Source organism: Nonomuraea maritima, from assembly GCF_900100395.1.
In the GTDB taxonomy this organism is placed as follows: domain Bacteria; phylum Actinomycetota; class Actinomycetes; order Streptosporangiales; family Streptosporangiaceae; genus Nonomuraea; species Nonomuraea maritima.
The window spans coordinates 21,173-39,085 of sequence record NZ_FNFB01000032.1; the positions used below are offsets into that span (position 1 = coordinate 21,173).

Genomic DNA, 17,913 nt, shown 5'->3' on the forward strand with positions numbered 1-17,913 from the left:
CCGCCCTCATCCCAGGCGCCACAGGTCCGGCTCGCCCGGTTCCCTGACCACCCGCCCCTTGGCCTCCAGCCAGACCAGGTGCGCCAGTGTCTCGTTGTTGGCCGAGCGGCGCATGTACGGCGGGATCGTCTCCCACGGGCGCGACCAGGTGAGCCGCGTGGCGACCGTCCAGCAGTCGATCCCGTCGTGGGCGCCGACGACCCGCTCGACCTCGGCCAGCCGCTCGTCGTGGTGCGCCGTCACGTAGTCGACCCGCTCGGTCAGCTCCAGGAACCGGTACTCGTGCGCGGGCAGCACCTCGTCCACCTCCAGCTTGCGCACGACGGCCAGCGAGTCGAGGTAGTCGGCGAGCGGGTTCGGGCCGGACTGCGGGTGCACCGCCACCATGGGCGTGATCTTCGCCAGCACGTGGTCGCCGGAGAACAGCAGCCGCCGCCCGGGCGAGACGAAGCACAGGTGGCCGGGCGAGTGGCCGGGCGTCCACAGGGCCCTGAGGTCCCAGCCGGGCAGCCGCAGCTCCTCGCCGTCCTCGACGAGCCGGTCGGGCGTCGCCATGGACACCATCCGCCGGATCATCATCGAGGCGCCCGCCAGCTCCTCCAGCGTCGCGGGCGGGACGCCGCAGCGCAGCAGCAGCGTGCGCTCCCTGGCGACCAGGGTGTCGACGGCCTCGTCGTCGTAGCGGTCGCGGAGCAGGCGGGCGTCGGCGGGGTGCAGCGCGATCCACGCGCCCGACGCCTCGCGCACGCGCCCCGCGAGGCCGTAGTGGTCGGGGTGGATGTGGGTGACGAGCACGCCCTTGACGTCGGTCACCGCGTACCCGGTCACGCCCAGGCCGGCGACGAGCGCGTCGTACGCCTCGTCGGTGTTCCATCCGGCGTCGATGATCGCCACACCGTCGGGGAGTTCCAGGGCGTAGACGAGCACGTACCGGAGGGGGTTGATCGGGATGGGCACCGGGATGGACCACAGCCCGGGGCGCACCTGCTCGACGTCGGGGAACCCGCCCCCGGTCCACGCGTCCCGCTGGGCCTCACTGGCCGGGGTCACTACGAATTTCGCCACGTACCGAATATAGTTCTGCACCCGGATCGCGCGGCACCCGGCCCAAGGGCATGCGGAAGAACAGGCCCGCGGACGCGAGCACGACCATCGCGGTGACCGCCCAGGCGGCGACGAGGCCCGCACCGGAGGCCAGGGCGCCGAGACCGAGGTTGGCCGCCGCCGCCCCCGCCTGCAGCGACAACGAGCTCGTCGATGAGACGGTGTTGCGCTCGGCCGAGGTCACCGCCCGGTGGGTCAGCTCCAGGCAGAGCAGCCCGGTCACCGAGACCCCGGCGAACAGCGCGACGTACGCGAGCGCCGTGCCGGCCAGCGCGGCGGGGCCGTCCAGTCCCGCGGTCGCGGCGAGCGCGCCGACGGACAGCGCGGTCATGACGGTGCCCGCGACGGCGCCCCGCGCCGAACCGCCGGCCGCCCGCGCCACCCGGGGGGCGAGTGCGCTGCCGAACGCGCTCCCGGCGAACCCGAGCGCCGCGACCACGGCGTAGGCCAGGCCGCCGCGCTCGGCCGTACCCGCCAGCGCGGCCAGCCGGCCCGGCGTGAGCAGCTCGACGGACGTCAGCACCACCCCGGAGGCCGCGGCGGCGAGCGTCAGCCGGCGCAGCACGGCGCCGCGGACGGCCAGCCGCACGCCCCCGGCCACGGTGGCGGGCACGCCGCGCAGCACGCCGGCGAGCGAACGCCGCTCTCGTGCCGGCGCCGGCAGCGCGAACACCACGACGACCAGCAGGACGGCCGCCGCCACCGCCCCCAGCAGGGGCGGGGCCGCGAGGGGGAACATCACCGATCTCGGCACCAGCAGCGGGGCCGCGCCGCCCGCCAGCACACCGAGGCACAGCGCCACAGACCCGCTCGCGCTGCCCCTGGCCAGGCCGGGCTTGAGATCGGCGCCGGGACCCTCGGCGCGGTGGAGCGTGTCGACGTACCAGGAGTCGGCCGGGCCACTGGACAGCGCCCTGGCCACGCCCATGAGCACGTTGCTCACCAGGAACATCCCGAAATTTGTGAACATGGTCATCAACGCGAGCCCGGCCACGGTGAACGCGGCCGAGGCCGCCAGGACCACCCTGGGGCCGATGACGTCGGCGAGCCCGCCCGTGGGCAGTTCGAGGCCGACCGTCACGATCGAGTACGCGGTCACGGCGACCCCGATCTCGCTCAGCGTCAGCCCGCGCTCGGTCATCAACAGCACCATGGAGGCCAACATGAGCCCCGGCGGCAACCAGGTCAGGAAACTGACGACCAGGTACCGCCGTAAGGCCGAACGCGCGCTCACGCCGCCCGTCACGCCTGTTCCTCGGGGCGGCGGGGGAGGCCGCCGATCCAAAGGTGGACCTGCCGGGCGTCCGGGTCGCCCGCGTGGCGGGCGGCCAGCTCGGCCAGCACCTCCCCGGCCCGGGCCATGAACTCGCCCAGCGCGGCCGGGGGCAGCTCGTGGAGGTGGTCGCTCATGCCGGCCACCTCCACCCACCCGGGCTCCCAGTCGCTCTCGTCGAACTCCTGGACGGCGTGCGCGAGCTCGTCGACCTGTCGCAGCCGCATGATCCGGACCGCTTCCCTGCCCTCGGCCGTGCCGGACAGCTCGCGGCTGTTCCACGAGGTGTAGCGATGGCGGGCCCGCCAGCGGCGCTCGCGGCCGTCGTGCCGGTCGGCGTCCTCCTCGATGAAGCCGTACTTGAACAGCTCGCGCAGGTGATAGCTGGTCGAGCCGGAGCTCTCCCCCGTCCTGCGGCCGAGCTCGCTGGCGGTGGCCGGGCCGTCGGCGCGCAGCAGGCCGAGCAGCCGCACCCTCAGCGGATGGGCGACCACTCTGAGGACCTGCGGATCACTGATCTCGTAGCTGTACTCCATGCGACCCGACCCTAGACCGCAAAGGCAATTTTGCAAAGGGAATTCTGCTGTTCCGCGGCTTCTAGACTGTGGGGATGCTCGACGACATCTGGGTGGACGACTCCGTCCTCGCGCTGCGACCCGACTTCGCGGTGCTGGTCATGACCGCGCACGGCCTGCGCAACGGGCCGAGCGACGACCGCTCCCGCGCCTGGCTGACCGCGGCCTCCGCGTGCGAGGTCCAGACGGAGAAGATCGACGCGTGGAAGGACGCCTACCGCGCCTTCGGGGCCAAGCCGCAGCGCACCCGCCCCTCGGTCGACGCGCTCACCCGCCGGATGCCGCTGCCGGAGATCAACCGGGCCGTCGACGCGTACAACTCGATCAGCGTCAGGCACGCGCTGCCCATCGGCGGGGAAGACCTCGACCGCTACGTCGGCCCGGCGCGGCTGGTCAGGGCGAGCGGCGACGAGGCATCGGAGGAGGCGCTGGGGCAGCCCGAGCCAGGCGAGGTCATCTGGCGCGACGACGCCGGGGTCACCTGCAGGCGGTGGAACTGGCGCCAGGTGGCGCGCACCCGCCTCACCGAGGAGACCACCAACGCGATCTTCATGCTCGAGCGCCTGGAGCCGATGTCGCTGGAGGAGCTGAAGCAGGCGGGCGAGGAGCTCGCCGACCTGCTGGCCGAACTGTCCCCTGAGGTGCGCATCACCAGCAGACTCCTGCTGAACGGGAACTAAACCCAAGGTATGAGCGTTGATACGAAACAGTAATAAAGGCCGCACCACCGGGCTTGACGAGCAGGACGTGACCTCGCACGTCAGTCCTGGCAGGATCGTTCGGGGCGGCACGGGCGCTTCTGCGCGCGGTGCCGCTGCGGGCGAGTAGCCTTGGACAGGTTCTCTAACATCAACGCCGATCTGCGGAAGAGGGCGATTTCCGCCGTGTCGTCTGAGTCGTCGCGGACAAACCCGCTGGCAAGCTTCGGTCAGAACGAATGGCTTGTCGACGAGCTGTACCAGAAGTACCTCCAAGATCCCGAGTCTGTCGACAAGGCCTGGTGGAACTTCTTCGCTGACTACAACCCTGATTACGGACCGGGCCGGACCCCGGTCAGGGAGGCGGCGAACGGCACAGTCACCGCTCCCTCTCCCGCTCCCCCTGCTCCACCCCAGCCGGCGCCGCCGAAGGCTCCCGCTGCCCCGGCCGCCGAGAAGCCGAAGCAGCCCGCCACCCCGGCCCCCAAGGGCGCCGAGGAGGTCAAGCTGCGCGGCGCGGCGGCCCGCACGGCCGCCAACATGGACATGTCGCTGTCGGTCCCGACCGCGACCAGCGTCCGTGCCATCCCGGCGAAGCTGCTCATCGACAACCGCATCGTGATCAACAATCACCTCAAGCGGGGTCGTGGCGGCAAGGTCTCCTTCACCCACCTGATCGGTTTCGCGATCGTCAAGGCGCTGAAGGCCATGCCGGAGATGAACCACTCCTACACGGAGGTCGACGGCAAGCCGACGCTGGTCAAGCCCGAGCACGTGGGCTTCGGCCTGGCGATCGACGTGCAGAAGGGCAACGGCGAGCGCCAGCTCCTCGTGCCGTCCATCAAGGCCGCGGAAGAGATGGACTTCCGGCAGTTCTGGATGGCCTACGAGGAGGTCGTCCGCAAGGCTCGCGCCGGCAAGCTCGCCGTCGACGACTTCGCCGGCACGACCATCTCGCTGACCAACCCGGGCACGATCGGCACCGTCCACTCCGTGCCGCGTCTCATGCCCGGTCAGGGCACGATCATCGGCGTCGGCGCGATGGAGTACCCGGCCGAGTACCAGGGCGCCTCGCCCGACACGCTCTCGCGCCTGGCTGTCTCCAAGGTCATGACGCTGACCAGCACCTACGACCACCGGATCATCCAGGGCGCCCAGTCGGGCGACTTCCTGCGCCAGATCCACCGGCTGCTGCTCGGCGAGGACGGCTTCTACGACGAGGTCTTCGAGTCGCTGCGCATCCCGTACGAGCCGGTCCGGTGGGTGCAGGACATCTCGGCGTCCCACGACGACGACGTGGCCAAGTCCGCGCGCGTGATCGAGCTGATCCACGCCTACCGCGTACGCGGCCATCTCATGGCCGAGACCGACCCGCTCGAGTACAAGCAGCGCAAGCACCCCGACCTCGACATCCAGTCGCACGGCCTGACGCTGTGGGACCTCGAGCGTGAGTTCGCCACCGGCGGTTTCGGCGGCCGCCCGCTGATGAAGCTGCGCGAGATCCTCGGCGTGCTGCGCGACTCCTACTGCCGTACGGTCGGCATCGAGTACATGCACATCCAGAACCCCGAGGAACGGGCCTGGATCCAGGCGCGGGTGGAGAAGCCGCACGCCTCTCCCGAGCGCGCCGAACAGCTCAACATCCTCAGCCGGCTCAACACGGCCGAGGCGTTCGAGACCTTCCTGCAGACGAAGTTCGTCGGCCAGAAGCGCTTCTCGCTCGAGGGCGGCGAGTCCCTGATCCCGCTGCTCGACTCGGTGATCAGCGACGCCGCCGACGAAGACCTCGACGAGGTCGTCATCGGCATGGCCCACCGCGGTCGCCTCAACGTGCTGGCCAACATCGTGGGCAAGTCGTACGCCCAGATCTTCGGCGAGTTCGAGGGCAACATCGACCCGCGTACGGCGCACGGCTCCGGCGACGTGAAGTACCACCTCGGCGCCGCGGGCACGTTCACCGCGCCGAGCGGCAAGACGATCACCGCCTCCGTGGTCGCCAACCCCTCCCACCTGGAGGCGGTCGACCCGGTGCTGGAGGGCGTCGTCCGCGCCAAGCAGGACCTCCTGGAGCGCGGCGAGGAGGGCTTCACCGTCCTGCCGGTGCTCGTCCACGGTGACGCGGCCTTCGCCGGCCAGGGTGTCGTGGCCGAGACGCTCAACCTGTCGCAGCTGCGCGGCTACCGCACCGGCGGCACCGTGCACGTGGTCGTCAACAACCAGGTGGGCTTCACCACCTCGCCGGCCTCGTCCCGCTCGTCGGTCTACGCGACCGACGTGGCGCGGATGATCCAGGCGCCGATCTTCCACGTCAACGGCGACGACCCCGAGGCCGTGGTGCGCGTGGGCCAGCTGGCCTACGAGTACCGCCAGACGTTCCGCAAGGACGTCGTCATCGACCTCATCTGCTACCGCCGCCGCGGCCACAACGAGGGCGACAACCCCGCCTTCACCCAGCCGCTGATGTACGACCTCATCGACGCCAAGCGCTCGACCCGCAAGCTCTACACCGAGGCGCTGATCGGCCGGGGCGACATCACGGTCGAGGAGGCCGAGCAGGCGCTGCGCGACTACCAGGCCAAGCTCGAGCAGGCGTTCACCGAGGTCCGCGAGGCGGCCAAGAAGCCTCAGGAGGCCGCCGCCATGCGCGTGCCGCCGACCGAGGTGGTCAAGTGGACGCACTCCGAGACGCCGACGGCGATCAGCCACGAGGCACTCAAGCGCATCGTCGACACCCAGCTCAACCTGCCCGAGGGCTTCACGGTCCACCCACGTCTCGCGCCGGTGCTGCAGCGCCGCGGCCAGATGGTCGAGCACGACACGATCGACTGGGCGATGGGCGAGACGCTGGCGTTCGGCTCGCTGCTGCTCGACGGCCACCCGGTGCGCCTGGTCGGCCAGGACTCCCGGCGCGGCACGTTCACCCAGCGCCACGCCGTGCTGGTCGACCGCATGACGGGCGCCGAGCACACGCCGCTCAAGGCCTTCAACGAGGGCACGACGAAGTTCTACGTCTACGACTCCCTGCTGAGCGAGTACGCCGCGCTCGGCTTCGAGTACGGCTACAGCTTCGTCCGCCCCGACGCGCTGGTCCTCTGGGAGGCGCAGTTCGGCGACTTCGTCAACGGCGCCCAGACGATCATCGACGAGTTCATCTCGTCGGGCGAGCAGAAGTGGGGGCAGAAGTCCTCGGTCGTGCTGCTGCTGCCGCACGGCTTCGAGGGCCAGGGCCCCGACCACTCCTCCGCCCGCATCGAGCGGTTCCTCCAGGTCTGCGCGCAGGACAACATGACCGTCGCGCAGCCGACCACTCCGGCCAACTACTTCCACCTGCTGCGCTGGCAGGTCGAGTCCGAGCGGCGCAAGCCGATGGTGGTCTTCACGCCGAAGTGGCTGCTGCGGCACAAGGCGGCAACGTCGAAGTCGTCCGACTTCACCTCGGGCACCTTCCAGCCGGTGCTCGGTGACACGACGGTCGACCCGGCCAAGGTCACCAAGGTCGTGCTGACCTCGGGCAAGCTCTACTACGAGCTGGCCGCGCAGCGCGACAAGCTGGACCGCGGCGACGTCGCGATCGTCCGGCTGGAGCGGCTCTACCCGTTCCCGACCGACGAGCTGGCCGCCGAGCTGGGCCGCTACGGCGACCAGGTGCAGCTGCTCTGGGCGCAGGACGAGCCGGTCAACATGGGCCCGTGGCCCTACCTGACGCTCAAGATGGCGGAAGACCCGCAGGCGCTGGGCGGCCGCCCGGTGACGCGGGTGTCGCGCCGGCCCAACAGCTCTCCGGCTACGGGCTCGCACAGCACCCACGACCAGGAGCTCGAGGAGATCCTGGGGCAGATCTTCGCCTGAAGCCGTCCATGAGCGAGCCCCCGGCCCGGCGGCCGGGGGCTCGCCCGTTTCCTGGCAGGCTGAAGCCAGGCATGTTCTCGCGGAAGGAAAGAAAGAGCGATGTACTTCACCGATCGGGGGATCGAGGAGCTCGTCGAGCGGCGCGGCGAGGAGGAGGTCAGCCTCCTGTGGCTCGGTGAGCGCCTGCGCGAGTTCGTCGACCTGAACCCCGAGTTCGAGACGCCGGTCGAGCGCCTGGCCACCTGGCTGGCCCGCCTCGACGACGAGGACGACGACTGACGGAGCCGGTCCCGTCGAAGCCCTATCGCGATACATCTTGAGTTTGCCGCGAACACGACATATCGTGTTCATGGCAGGGGGCGTATCCCCAGAAAGGGCGACGATCATGCAGCGGACCATCGACCGGCCAGAACACCTGACCTTCCCTGACGTGGCGTCACTCGACGTCCGCATCGTTTCCGGCCGCCTCGACGTGCTGGCCGGCGACGGGCCTCCCACGCTGGAGGTCACCGACGTCGACTCGGTCTCCCCGCTCGTCGTCACCTACGACGAGGAGACCAAGGAGCTCACCGTCGCCTACCGCGACCTCACCTGGGACGGCATGCTCGGCTGGCTGCGGCGCGACCGGCGCCGTACGGTGCTGTCGATCTCCGTGCCGAAGACCTGCAAGGTCAAGGCCGGCGTGGTGTCGGCCCCCGCGGTGGTCGCCGGCTTCGAGCGGACCACGCAGGTCAAGAGCGTCTCGGGCGACATCGTGCTCGACGGGGTCAGCGGCGACGTGAGCGCCACCACCGCCTCCGGGGCCGTCGAGAGCCGGTCGATGGCGGGCGACCTGTCGTTCAACAGCGTGTCGGGCGACCTCACGGTGGCCGACGGCACGCCGCGCCGGCTGCGCGCCAAGACGGTCTCCGGCCGCATCATGACCGACCTCACGCTCCGGCCGACCTCGCACGTGACCTTGAACAGCGTCTCCGGTGACATCCTGGTCAGGCTCCCCGAGCACGCCGAGGCCGACGTCAGCGTCAAGGCCACCTCCGGCAGGCTGGTGAGCGCGTTCGAGGAAGTGTTCCACACGAATGGCCCCGGCTCGAGATCGATGGCGGGGCGACTGGGCGGCGGCATGGCCGCGCTGTCGGCCATGACGGTCAGCGGCGATGTCACGCTGCTCAAGAGGGAGAGGAAATGAGCCCTGTCTTCGGTCACGGCCGCCTGCGGCTGTACCTGCTGAAGCTCCTGGAGGAGAGCCCCCGTCACGGGTACGAGGTCATCCGGCTGCTCCAGGACCGCTTCCTCGGTGTCTACTCGCCCTCCCCTGGCACGATCTACCCGCGCCTGGCCCGCCTGGAGGAGGAGGGCCTCGTGACCCACGAGGTCGTCAAGGGCAAGAAGGTGTTCTCGATCACCGACAAGGGCCGCGAGGAACTCAACGCCCGGCTCGACGAGCTCGACGACCTGGAGCAGGAGATCTCCGCGTCCGTCCGCGACATCGCGCGCGAGGTCAAGGAGGACGTGCGCGACACGGTCCGGTCGCTGCGCGACGAGCTGACGAGGATGGCCAAGGACGTCCGTTCTGGCGCGGGCGAGGAGAGCCGCCGGCTGCGCCAGACACAGGACGACCTCAAGCGGCTGCGCGACCAGCAGAAGATGCAGTGGATGGAGTCCGCCGTCCACTGGCAGGACGAGGGCGAGCGGCTGAGCGGCGAGTGGCGCCGGATCTGGTCGGAGGTGTGGTCGACGCTCGGCGGCGCGCCGCCCAACCGGGCGGATCTGGACGCCCAGCTCGGCGAGCTGCTGGCCGACTTCGTCGCCTCGGCGCGAGAGGAGGCGTCCGACGCCCGGCTGACCCCGGCGAAGCTGGCGGAGCTGCGGACGACGCTCGACGAGGCGGCCACCCGCGTCCGCACCATCCTCGAACGCTGAGACCGGCCCCCGGGCGGTCGCCCTGGAGGCCGGCCCGGCGGCTCAGCGGGTGAAGACGATCTTTCCGAAGACGTCGCCCTCGGCCATGGCCGCGAACCCGTCGCGCGCCTCGGTCATCGGCAGCACGCGGTCGATCTCGGGTCGCAGCCCGGTCTGCTCGAGGAACACCGCGAGCCGCCCGAGCTGGTCGCGGGTGCCCATGGTGGAGCCGATCACCGACAGCTGCAGGAAGAAGACCCGGTTGAGGTCGGCGGGCGGGGCGGCTCCGCTGGTGGCGCCGCAGACGACGATGCGCCCGCCCGGTTTGAGTGACTTGAGCGAGTGGTCCCAGGTGGCCTGCCCGACGGTCTCCATGACGGCGTCCACCCGCTCGGGCAGCCGCGCGCCGGGCTCGAAGACCTGGTCGGCGCCGAGCTGCCGGGCCCGCTCGCGCTTGGCCTCCGTCCGGCTGGTGGCCCACATCCGGTAACCGGCGGCGCGACCGAGCGCGATCAGCGCGGTGGCGACCCCGCCGCCCGCGCCCTGCACCAGCACGGTGGAGCCGGGCTGCAGCCCGGCCTTGTCGAACAGCATCCGGTACGCGGTCAGCCACGCCGTCGGCAGGCAGGCCGCGTGCTCGAAGCTGAGCCCCGCGGGCTTGGGCACCAGGTTGCCGCGCGGAACGGCGACCCGGTCGGCGAACGTGCCGTCGTACACCTCCGACAGCAGCGACCGCCTGGGGTCGAGCGTCTCGTCACCGCCGGAACCGATCACGGCGTGCACGATGACCTCGTTGCCGTCCTCGTCGACGCCGGCGGCGTCGCAGCCGAGCACGATGGGCAGGCGGTCCTTCCTGATGCCGACGCCCTTGAGCGTCCACAGGTCGTGGTGGTTGAGCGCGGCGGCGCGGACGGTGACCGTCGTCCAGCCGTCCGGGGGCTCGGGATCGGGGTGCTCGCCGAGGGTCAGTCCGGCGAGCGGGTTGTCGGGGTCGGTCTGTGTGGCGGTTACCGCGAACATGGCCGCACCCTACTTCAGGGTGATCGATTCGCCGACGACCGCGGGCCGCCTCATTTCAACGTGACGCGGATGCTCTTGACGGCCTTCTCCCGGAACTCCTCGGGGCCCGAGGCCACCACCAGCACGTTCCCCCGGCACGCCATGTCAGCCCACTGGCGGCGTCCCTCGCTCTCGCCGGGCGGGCGGAACTCCTTGCCGCACGTGGGCGTGGGCGCGAGCATCACCGTCTTGCCGGCCCCTCCCCCGAACCACAGCTGCGGCCCGACCGGCTCGCCGCGTTCGATCTCTCCTGGCTTGGCGAGCCGTACTCCCTCACCGGCCGACAGCACGAGGTAGCCCTCCTTGGTGACGTCGCCCTTGAGGTTCTCGGCGGCGGTCACCCGCTGGTCGAACGTGAGGCCCTGGCCCCGGTCGTACATGGCGAGCCGCCACGAGCCGAACGAGAACAGCAGCACCTGCCCGTACGCGCCGGCCTGCCGGGGCCACAAGGTGACGTTGGGGGCGTAGTTGCGGATCGGCTCGCCGCCGCGGGTGATCTCGACCTCGCCACCGTACGGGGCGATGAGCTGCCGGTGCCGGCCCTCGACCCACATGCCCTGGAACGGCCGCGAGCCCAGCTCGTCGATGTTGAGCTCGGCGGGGTAGCGCACCTCGGCGCGGGTGCCGTCGGGGAACACCACCGGCAGCACCTCGTCGCCGCCCTTGGCGGTGGCGGCGATGGTGAGGTTGTTGGGCGGGGCGTCGATGCGGGTGAGCGACCTGATCGGCGCCGGCACCTGCCGCGTCGTCACTTCCGCGGCGGCCGGATCGGCGGGCGCCGGATCGACGTCGGCCGGGGCCGCGACCGGGTCGCGGCTGGCGAGCAGGCTGACGGCAGGAATCAACAGGAGCGCGAGGACCACCGCCAGTCCGATCCAGCGGCGCCGGCCGTCGCGCTCGCCTGCCTCGATCACGTCGAACTCTTTCGCCACGACGTTCCTCGCCGAGTAGTGCCGGCTTGCGCCCTTGGCGTCCAGTTCAGTTGACCGGCGGCCTCCCGCGCAAGACCTGGGGCCGGAGAATTCGTCACGATATCTCCACTGGAGTGCCGGGACGCGGGTGATGAGCGGCACCGGCGTGGGCCGAGCGCCAGGCGGACAACCCCGGTGCCGCCGGGCTTCCCGGCCGTGGAGTGACCAGCGGTGAACGCCGTTACCGGTGATTCTCACTGCGCTTCATCAGGTCGCCGACCTGGGGAGATGCCGATTGAGAATACATGCGTATTCGCTATTTCGATACCGGGTCATGCTTTTTCGCATTGTTTCCTGGCCGGTGTATTGCGCCCTTCATTAACGTTCCGAGCGTTTTCCTGGCCCACCGGGGCGCCGTACCCCGCTCTGGGCCGCCGAAAGCCGAGAGGAGCTCCATGTACCCCCGAGCAAGGCGCATCGCGACCCCGCTCGCCGGCCTCGCGGCCGTCGCCCTGACCGCGGGAGCGGTCAGCGGCGCGGCGAGCGCGGCCGCACCCTCCGACACCGTCTCCAGGAACGCGGCGACCCCCGCCGAACAGGCGATCCAGTTCTGGACGCCCGACCGCATCCAGAAGGCCACCGACTACGACGCCGCCCTCGACATCTCGACCGAGGGCCTCAAGGCCCGCGCCGACAAGCCCGACGGCCCTCCAGGATCGGTGCCGCCGATCGGCGCGCAGAAAGGCTCGTCCACGAAGAGCAAGCAGGTGAGCCTGCCCAACACGGTCGGCCGCGTGTTCTTCACGCTGCCGCGGACCGACCCCCGCAACCCGAAGAACTGGCGGTACTGCTCGGCCACCTCGGTGCAGGGCAAGTACCGCAACCTCGTGGCGACCTCCGCCCACTGTGTGTACGACACCAAGCAGAACACCTTCTACGACAACTGGGTGTTCATCCCGTCGTACTGGGACGGCGACAACGCCTGGAACGGCAAGGCGCCGTACGGCATCTACGCCGCCAGGACCTTCAACGCCCACGACGACTTCGTGGTGAAGGAGGACTACGACTACGACTACGCCTTCGTCAACGTCCACAACGGGATCAAGGTCCAGTGGGAGAAGGTCGGCGGCCGCTGGAAGTGGACCAAGAAGAACGTCGGCCGGCTGGGCGACAACGTCGGCGGCCAGGGCTTCACCTGGAACAGGAACCCGAAGGCGAACGTGTTCTCCTTCGGGTACCCGGCCGGTGAGCACCCCGACGGCGACAAGCCGTACACCGGCCGCACGATGAAGTGGTGCTACGGCACGACCAAGCCGATGCCGGAGGCCCAGAAGTACAACCTGCAGGAGCACGTCGGCTTCAAGTGCGCCTTCACCGCGGGTGCCAGCGGTGGACCGTTCCTGTACCAGTACAAGAACGCCTCGCGCACCGGCTACCTCGTCGGCGTGAACAGCATCGCCTGGGACACCGACGGCAACGACCGCTACGACCACATCTCCTCGCCGTACTTCAACGGCGACACCTACACGGTCTACAAGGCCGCGGCCAACCGGTGGACCGGCAACATGCCGTGATCGACCGGCCCCCGCAGGCCCCGGTTCCCTCTGGGAGCCGGGGCCTTCCCCCGATGTTCCCAGGATGTTCCCAGGCGGGGGAATAACGTGGCGTACGCCACTGGATCGGTCCCGAAAGCGTTGGGGAATGACGGGATATTGCGCGCGCACTACCCGCCAGAAATCGGCCCTGACCTGCGGGAACGCTAGTCAGGTAATGATCATTTTCGGCGCCCTGGAGCCAGAGACTCACGTCGCTCTTATCGTTCGTCCGCCACTCTAGATCAGGTAACGAATCTCTCTACGAGCTGCAATAGAGCCTTCCCATCTGGAAAAATCCTCCCTTACGACCCAAAAGAAAGGCAATTCATGATCTCCCGAGCCAGGCGCCTCGCGGCCGTCGCCATCGGCGGCGCGCTGCTGTGGCTGCCTGCTCTCACGGGGATCGCCCACGCCGCGCCATCGAAGGTGTACGCCGTCCCGCTGGCCAAGACCGCCGCGGACGTCAAGAGGGTCGCCGAGTACTGGAAGCCCGACCGGCTCAAGCTGGCCGACAAGTACACCCCCGCCACCCCCGGAGCCTCCGGCAGGAACGGCTCGGCCGCCGCGGGCACCGGCGCCCCGACCTCCGTCGCCTCGGTCAGCAAGACACTGGCCGCGCAGAGCGTGGCCGCCGTGGCGCCGCGCACGGGCACCGCCCAGACCATGGGGAAGGTCTTCTTCCGGTTCGGCGACAAGGAGTACTGGTGCTCCGGCAGCGCGGTCGCGGCCAAGAACCGCAGCGTCGTCGCCACAGCCGGCCACTGCGCGTACGACGCCCGTCAGACCAGGGCCGCCGACTACTGGATCTTCGTCCCCAACCCCGGCCCCCACGGTGAGACGCCCGAGGGCATCTACGTGGGCGCCTCGATCAGCATGCACGAGGACTGGGTCGGCAAGGGCGACTACGACTACGACTACGCGTTCGTGACCGTGCACCGGGGATTCACCTGGACCGCCAAGGACGGCGACTACGTCATGACCGACGCCGGCAGGCTCCAGGACAACGTGGGCGGGCTCGGCATCGAGCTGAACAAGAAGCCGGGCACGTACACGGTGGCCCCGTTCGGCTATCCGGCGGGGGCGCAGCCCAACGGCAGGACTCCGTTCAACGGCAGGACGCTGGCCAAGTGCCCGGCCGGCCCCACCCACTTCAGGGAAGCGCCCACCCGCGACGTGCAGAAGGGCGTCGAGCTGCGGCCGTGCGACTTCAGCGCGGGCGCCAGCGGCGGCCCCTGGGTGATCGGGTACGACGACACCCGCCGGCTCGGGCTGCTCAACGGCGTCGTCAGCCTGACGTGGCGGAACCCGGCGGGCTACTACGAATCGGTGTCGTCCCCGTACTTCGACACCGTCACCGGAGAGGTCTACCGGCGGGCCGCCGGACTCACCACCCCGTCGAAAGTGACCTAAGTCACGGCAACCGGGCAGTCACGAGGAGTGATCAGCCAGTTCTTCATCTCGGAACGGTCACGGCCGCCGGTTGGAACGTTCGACAGGTACGTCCGCGGATTCCCGGACCAAGGGCACACTGTAGGTTCCGGGCTGTCCGTTTGCTGAGTTACGGAGGTGCGTGACGTGCCTCCGGTCAGCGCAACCTGGAGTTAGCTTGCAGCGAATCCTTCTCCCCGCCGGTGGTGCCCTCCTGGTCACCGGTCTGATCGCCTCCGGACTGTCCGGCACGGCCGCCCAGGCCGCCGCCCGGGTCGCGCACGACCCGATGGCGCGCAGCAACGCCGAGGCCGTCTCCGTCGCCTCTTTCTGGCTCGCCTCGAACGGCGCCGCCCTCCGCCGGGCGACCCAGTACACCTGGGACTCGAAGGAGGTCCGCAAGGTCGTCTCCAAGGGCGGCTACAGCCCTGACGGCCGTCCCGGCATCGCCGCCCCGATCGGCGGGTCGAGGCCGACCGGCTCCGCCCAGAACGTCAACCTGCCCAAGACCGTCGGCAAGGTGTTCTTCGTCGACGGCTCCGGCAGGTACCGCTGGTGCACGGCCACCGCTATCCAGTCGAACTACCGCAACCTGGTCGCCACGGCCGGCCACTGCGTGTACGACACCGACAGCAACGCCCCGACCCTGGACAAGTGGGTCTTCGTCCCCGGCTACTACCAGGGCAAGGCCCCGTTCGGCATCTATGTGGGCAAGCAGGCCTTCACCCACTACGACTTCGACGTCTACGAGGACTACGACCGCGACTACGCGTTCGTGACCGTCTACAACGGCATCATGTTCAACGGCGTCAAGCGGGTCAGCGGCAGGGAGTACGCGCGGTTCACCGGGCCGAAGCGCTCGTGGGGCGGGCGTAACTACATCCTGCTGTCGAAGGACGCGGGTCGCCTCGGCGACAACGTGGGCGGGCAGGGCGTCGCCTGGAACCAGCCCACCGGTAAGCCCGTACGCACCTTCGGCTACCCGGCGGCGCCGCACCCCGACGGCGACAAGCCGTACAGCGGCGTGACGCCGAAGTACTGCTACGGCCGGCCCTCCGGCAAGAGCGTCGGCGCGCCCTGGCTCAAGATCAACGAGCATGTGGGCCTCAAGTGCGCCGTGACGCCCGGCTACGACGGCGGACCCTGGCTGCTCAACTACAGCAACGCCAAGCGTCTCGGCTACGTGAACGGTGTGACCAGCACGTTCGCCGACCAGGACGGCAACGACCGGATCGACCTCATCACCTCGCCGTACTTCGACGGGGAGACGGCGTCGGTCTACAACGCGGCCCGCAACGTCGCGTCCGGCAAGATCGTCGGCCCGCACGGCGAGCTGTACAGGTAAGCCCTACCAGGGGAAAGCGAGGGCCTCCGGCACCATGCCGGGGGCCCTCGCCTTGTTCCCGGCACGGGCGCTACCGGCCGATCGGAGCAATTTAGACGGAGATAGTTCCCATCCGGTTCCTGTGATCTGAGGCACATTTGACCGACTACGGTATGTGGCGCGCCGCTAACGACACTTTCGTCCCGGCAACAACATCACCGGCACACACTGCAAAAACGTGATTTGTTGATCACTCGCCGCGAAAAGGTCTGACATGTCACGGAATGGTAACGCCGCCAGAGGGCCTTACCGGATGCGTCAAACCGGGTTCCACCTGCGGAGATCACCACGCTATGTTCCTTGCTATCCCTTTACTGACGCATGGGACGCCCGTTGCGACCCACGACAGACCAAGGAGCAGTTCCCTTGAAGCGCATCCTCATCCCCGCCGGTGGCGTCGTCATGGCCACCGGTCTTCTGGCCGCCGGCCTGGCCGGCACCGCCACCGCTGACACGGTCGTCGCCAAGGACACCATGGCGTCCTCCGCCGCCAACGCGAAGGCCATCGCGCAGTTCTGGGCGGAGAACAACGGTGCTGCCCTGAAGGCCGCCAAGGAGTCGAACGTCTGGGACAACTCCGACGTCGCCAAGCTGCAGAGCAAGGGTGGCTACAGCTCCGACACCAAGCCGGGCTCCACCGCGCCGATCGGCCAGGAGAAGAAGACCACCACCAAGGTCCAGAACGTCAACATGCCGAAGACCATCGGCAAGGTGTTCTTCGTCAACAGCAAGGGCGAGAAGAAGTGGTGCTCCGCCACTTCGATCCAGTCGAAGTACCGCAACCTGGTCGCCACGGCCGGCCACTGCGTCTACGACACCGCCACCAACTCGGATGTCATGGACAAGTGGGTCTTCGTCCCCGGTTACTACCAGGGCAAGTCTCCGTTCGGCATCTACGTCGGCAAGCAGGCCTTCACCCACTACGACTTCGACGTCTACGAGGACTACGACCGCGACTACGCGTTCGTGACCGTCTACAACGGCGTCAAGCTCGACGGTGGCCAGTCCAAGCAGGTCTCCAAGGCCGAGTTCGACAAGTACGAGGGCGTCAAGGACGCCAAGGACGTCGAGATCACCCGCGAGGAGTTCCGTCGCGGCAAGCTCGACCCCACCTCCACCGAGGCGTACTGGGCCAAGCGCGGCAGCAAGGCCGAGCTGACCGGCCCCGACTACCCCGGCGCCGAGGTCATCAAGGTCGAGGTCACCGAGGGCGTGTGGAAGCAGGCCCGGGTCGGCAAGGGCAACGGGCGCAAGTTCGGCACGCCGATCACCGAGATCGTGACCGAGAGCCAGGCCGTCGCCTACGCCAAGAAGCAGGACCGGCACTTCGACCTGGGCGAGCGCTGGCCGACCCCCACCAAGGAGTACCCGGCGACGGTCAGCAAGGACCGTCGGGGCAACTACACCATCACCCACTACTACGTGCAGCAGTGGCAGAAGCCCGGCTCCGACACGAAGTACTACAAGACCGTCTTCTACATCGTCGAGGGCTTCGCCAAGGACGCGGGCCGTCTCGGTGACAACGTGGGCGGCCAGGGCTTCGCGTGGAACCAGCCGACGGGCAAGTACGTCCGCGTGTTCGGCTACCCGGCCGCGCCGCACCCCGACGGCAACAAGAACTACACGGGCGTCACGCCCAAGTGGTGCTACGGCAAGACGAGCTCCAAGCTGCAGGGCTCGGCCGCCAAGAAGATCGAGGAGCACGTCGCCCTCAAGTGCGCCATGACCGAGGGCGCCGACGGTGGTCCGTGGCTGTACAAGTACAGCAACGCCAAGCGCCTCGGCTACGTCAACGGTGTCATCAGCACCTTCAACGACCAGGACGGCAACGGCCGGGTCGACTACATCTCCTCGCCGTACTTCGACGGTGAGACCAACACCGTCTACAAGGCCGCCTCGGCCGCGTGGTCCGGCAAGATTGTCTGAGTGACGCTCAGCGATCGGTTCTGAACCGTTCGTGCTCGCGTGACATGGAAAGGGCCCGGCAGCTGCCGGGCCCTTTCGCTTTTCTTCAGAAAGTGTTGGGCGCTTGGACGCACGGAGCGCCCGGACGGTGCCATCAAGCCGATGTGATCTGCGTCACATACGCCTCGGAGCAGGGATCGGCCGGCCACCTGGCTCCCGCCGGCCCTCTCGGC

The 17,913-nt window shown here is 69.2% G+C and carries 14 protein-coding genes; 9 read left to right on the forward strand and 5 right to left on the reverse strand.

Annotation, left to right across the window (positions count from 1 at the left end; translation table 11 throughout):
* Window positions 1-6: 6 nt before the first annotated feature.
* Genes BLR04_RS33190 through BLR04_RS33200 form a run of 3 tightly spaced genes read right to left on the reverse strand, consistent with a single transcriptional unit; the run spans window position 7 to window position 2,913 of the window.
* A complete protein-coding gene (locus BLR04_RS33190; RefSeq protein WP_090772796.1) occupies window positions 7-1,065 on the reverse strand; it encodes an MBL fold metallo-hydrolase in 1,059 nt (352 codons plus the stop codon).
* Window positions 1,034-2,350, reverse strand: a complete 1,317-nt coding sequence (locus tag BLR04_RS33195) for an MFS transporter (RefSeq protein ID WP_090772798.1) — start codon at window positions 2,348-2,350, stop codon at window positions 1,034-1,036. Before BLR04_RS33195 ends, BLR04_RS33190 begins: the two co-directional genes overlap by 32 nt.
* The gene (locus BLR04_RS33200; RefSeq protein ID WP_090772800.1) at window positions 2,347-2,913 is read right to left on the reverse strand and encodes a helix-turn-helix domain-containing protein; all 567 of its coding nucleotides are present in this window, start codon (window positions 2,911-2,913) and stop codon (window positions 2,347-2,349) included. Before BLR04_RS33200 ends, BLR04_RS33195 begins: the two co-directional genes overlap by 4 nt.
* Before the next feature lie 74 nt (window positions 2,914-2,987).
* Here BLR04_RS33200 and BLR04_RS33205 point away from each other — a divergent pair, with 74 nt between their 5' ends.
* From BLR04_RS33205 to BLR04_RS33225, 5 genes are all read left to right on the forward strand, one after another.
* Window positions 2,988-3,632, forward strand: coding sequence for a B3/B4 domain-containing protein (locus BLR04_RS33205; RefSeq protein ID WP_090772803.1), 645 nt, complete (start codon window positions 2,988-2,990; stop codon window positions 3,630-3,632).
* 204 nt (window positions 3,633-3,836) lie between these two features.
* Window positions 3,837-7,499: a multifunctional oxoglutarate decarboxylase/oxoglutarate dehydrogenase thiamine pyrophosphate-binding subunit/dihydrolipoyllysine-residue succinyltransferase subunit gene (locus tag BLR04_RS33210; protein WP_090772806.1), complete on the forward strand. Its 3,663-nt coding sequence runs from the start codon at window positions 3,837-3,839 to the stop codon at window positions 7,497-7,499.
* A 99-nt stretch (window positions 7,500-7,598) separates the two neighbouring features.
* Window positions 7,599-7,778: a DUF6104 family protein gene (locus BLR04_RS33215; RefSeq protein WP_090772809.1), complete on the forward strand. Its 180-nt coding sequence runs from the start codon at window positions 7,599-7,601 to the stop codon at window positions 7,776-7,778.
* A 106-nt stretch (window positions 7,779-7,884) separates the two neighbouring features.
* Window positions 7,885-8,685, forward strand: coding sequence for a DUF4097 family beta strand repeat-containing protein (locus BLR04_RS33220; protein ID WP_090772811.1), 801 nt, complete (start codon window positions 7,885-7,887; stop codon window positions 8,683-8,685).
* Window positions 8,682-9,419: a PadR family transcriptional regulator gene (locus BLR04_RS33225; RefSeq protein WP_090772813.1), complete on the forward strand. Its 738-nt coding sequence runs from the start codon at window positions 8,682-8,684 to the stop codon at window positions 9,417-9,419. Before BLR04_RS33220 ends, BLR04_RS33225 begins: the two co-directional genes overlap by 4 nt.
* Window positions 9,420-9,461: 42 nt before the next feature.
* Here the strand turns inward: BLR04_RS33225 and BLR04_RS33230 are convergent, their stop codons facing one another.
* Complete coding sequence (locus tag BLR04_RS33230; RefSeq protein ID WP_090772815.1) at window positions 9,462-10,418, reverse strand: zinc-binding dehydrogenase; 957 nt, start codon at window positions 10,416-10,418, stop codon at window positions 9,462-9,464.
* A gap of 50 nt (window positions 10,419-10,468) precedes the next feature.
* Window positions 10,469-11,389, reverse strand: a complete 921-nt coding sequence (locus BLR04_RS33235; protein WP_090772817.1) for a hypothetical protein — start codon at window positions 11,387-11,389, stop codon at window positions 10,469-10,471.
* 434 nt (window positions 11,390-11,823) lie between these two features.
* On the opposite strand from BLR04_RS33235, the gene BLR04_RS33240 reads away from it, so the two are divergent.
* The 4 genes from BLR04_RS33240 to BLR04_RS33255 all read left to right on the forward strand — a co-directional run bounded on the left by BLR04_RS33240 (window position 11,824) and on the right by BLR04_RS33255 (window position 17,701).
* On the forward strand, window positions 11,824-12,942 hold the full coding sequence (locus tag BLR04_RS33240; protein ID WP_090772819.1) for a trypsin-like serine peptidase: 1,119 nt from the start codon (window positions 11,824-11,826) through the stop codon (window positions 12,940-12,942).
* A gap of 348 nt (window positions 12,943-13,290) precedes the next feature.
* Window positions 13,291-14,373 carry a trypsin-like serine peptidase gene (locus BLR04_RS33245; RefSeq protein ID WP_090772821.1) on the forward strand — a complete coding sequence of 361 codons (1,083 nt, stop codon included), beginning with the start codon at window positions 13,291-13,293 and terminating at the stop codon, window positions 14,371-14,373.
* A gap of 196 nt (window positions 14,374-14,569) precedes the next feature.
* On the forward strand, window positions 14,570-15,736 hold the full coding sequence (locus BLR04_RS33250) for a trypsin-like serine peptidase (protein ID WP_090772822.1): 1,167 nt from the start codon (window positions 14,570-14,572) through the stop codon (window positions 15,734-15,736).
* 405 nt (window positions 15,737-16,141) lie between these two features.
* Window positions 16,142-17,701: a trypsin-like serine peptidase gene (locus BLR04_RS33255; RefSeq protein ID WP_090772824.1), complete on the forward strand. Its 1,560-nt coding sequence runs from the start codon at window positions 16,142-16,144 to the stop codon at window positions 17,699-17,701.
* Window positions 17,702-17,913 lie beyond the last annotated feature (212 nt).

Coding starts and splice junctions, on each gene's coding strand:
- BLR04_RS33200 (WP_090772800.1), bottom strand. CDS start 2,913: ATGGAGTACAGCTACGAGATCAGTGATCCGCAGGTCCTCAGAGTGGTC.
- BLR04_RS33205 (WP_090772803.1), top strand. CDS start 2,988: ATGCTCGACGACATCTGGGTGGACGACTCCGTCCTCGCGCTGCGACCC.
- BLR04_RS33215 (WP_090772809.1), top strand. CDS start 7,599: ATGTACTTCACCGATCGGGGGATCGAGGAGCTCGTCGAGCGGCGCGGC.
- BLR04_RS33220 (WP_090772811.1), top strand. CDS start 7,885: ATGCAGCGGACCATCGACCGGCCAGAACACCTGACCTTCCCTGACGTG.
- BLR04_RS33225 (WP_090772813.1), top strand. CDS start 8,682: ATGAGCCCTGTCTTCGGTCACGGCCGCCTGCGGCTGTACCTGCTGAAG.
- BLR04_RS33230 (WP_090772815.1), bottom strand. CDS start 10,418: ATGTTCGCGGTAACCGCCACACAGACCGACCCCGACAACCCGCTCGCC.
- BLR04_RS33240 (WP_090772819.1), top strand. CDS start 11,824: ATGTACCCCCGAGCAAGGCGCATCGCGACCCCGCTCGCCGGCCTCGCG.
- BLR04_RS33245 (WP_090772821.1), top strand. CDS start 13,291: ATGATCTCCCGAGCCAGGCGCCTCGCGGCCGTCGCCATCGGCGGCGCG.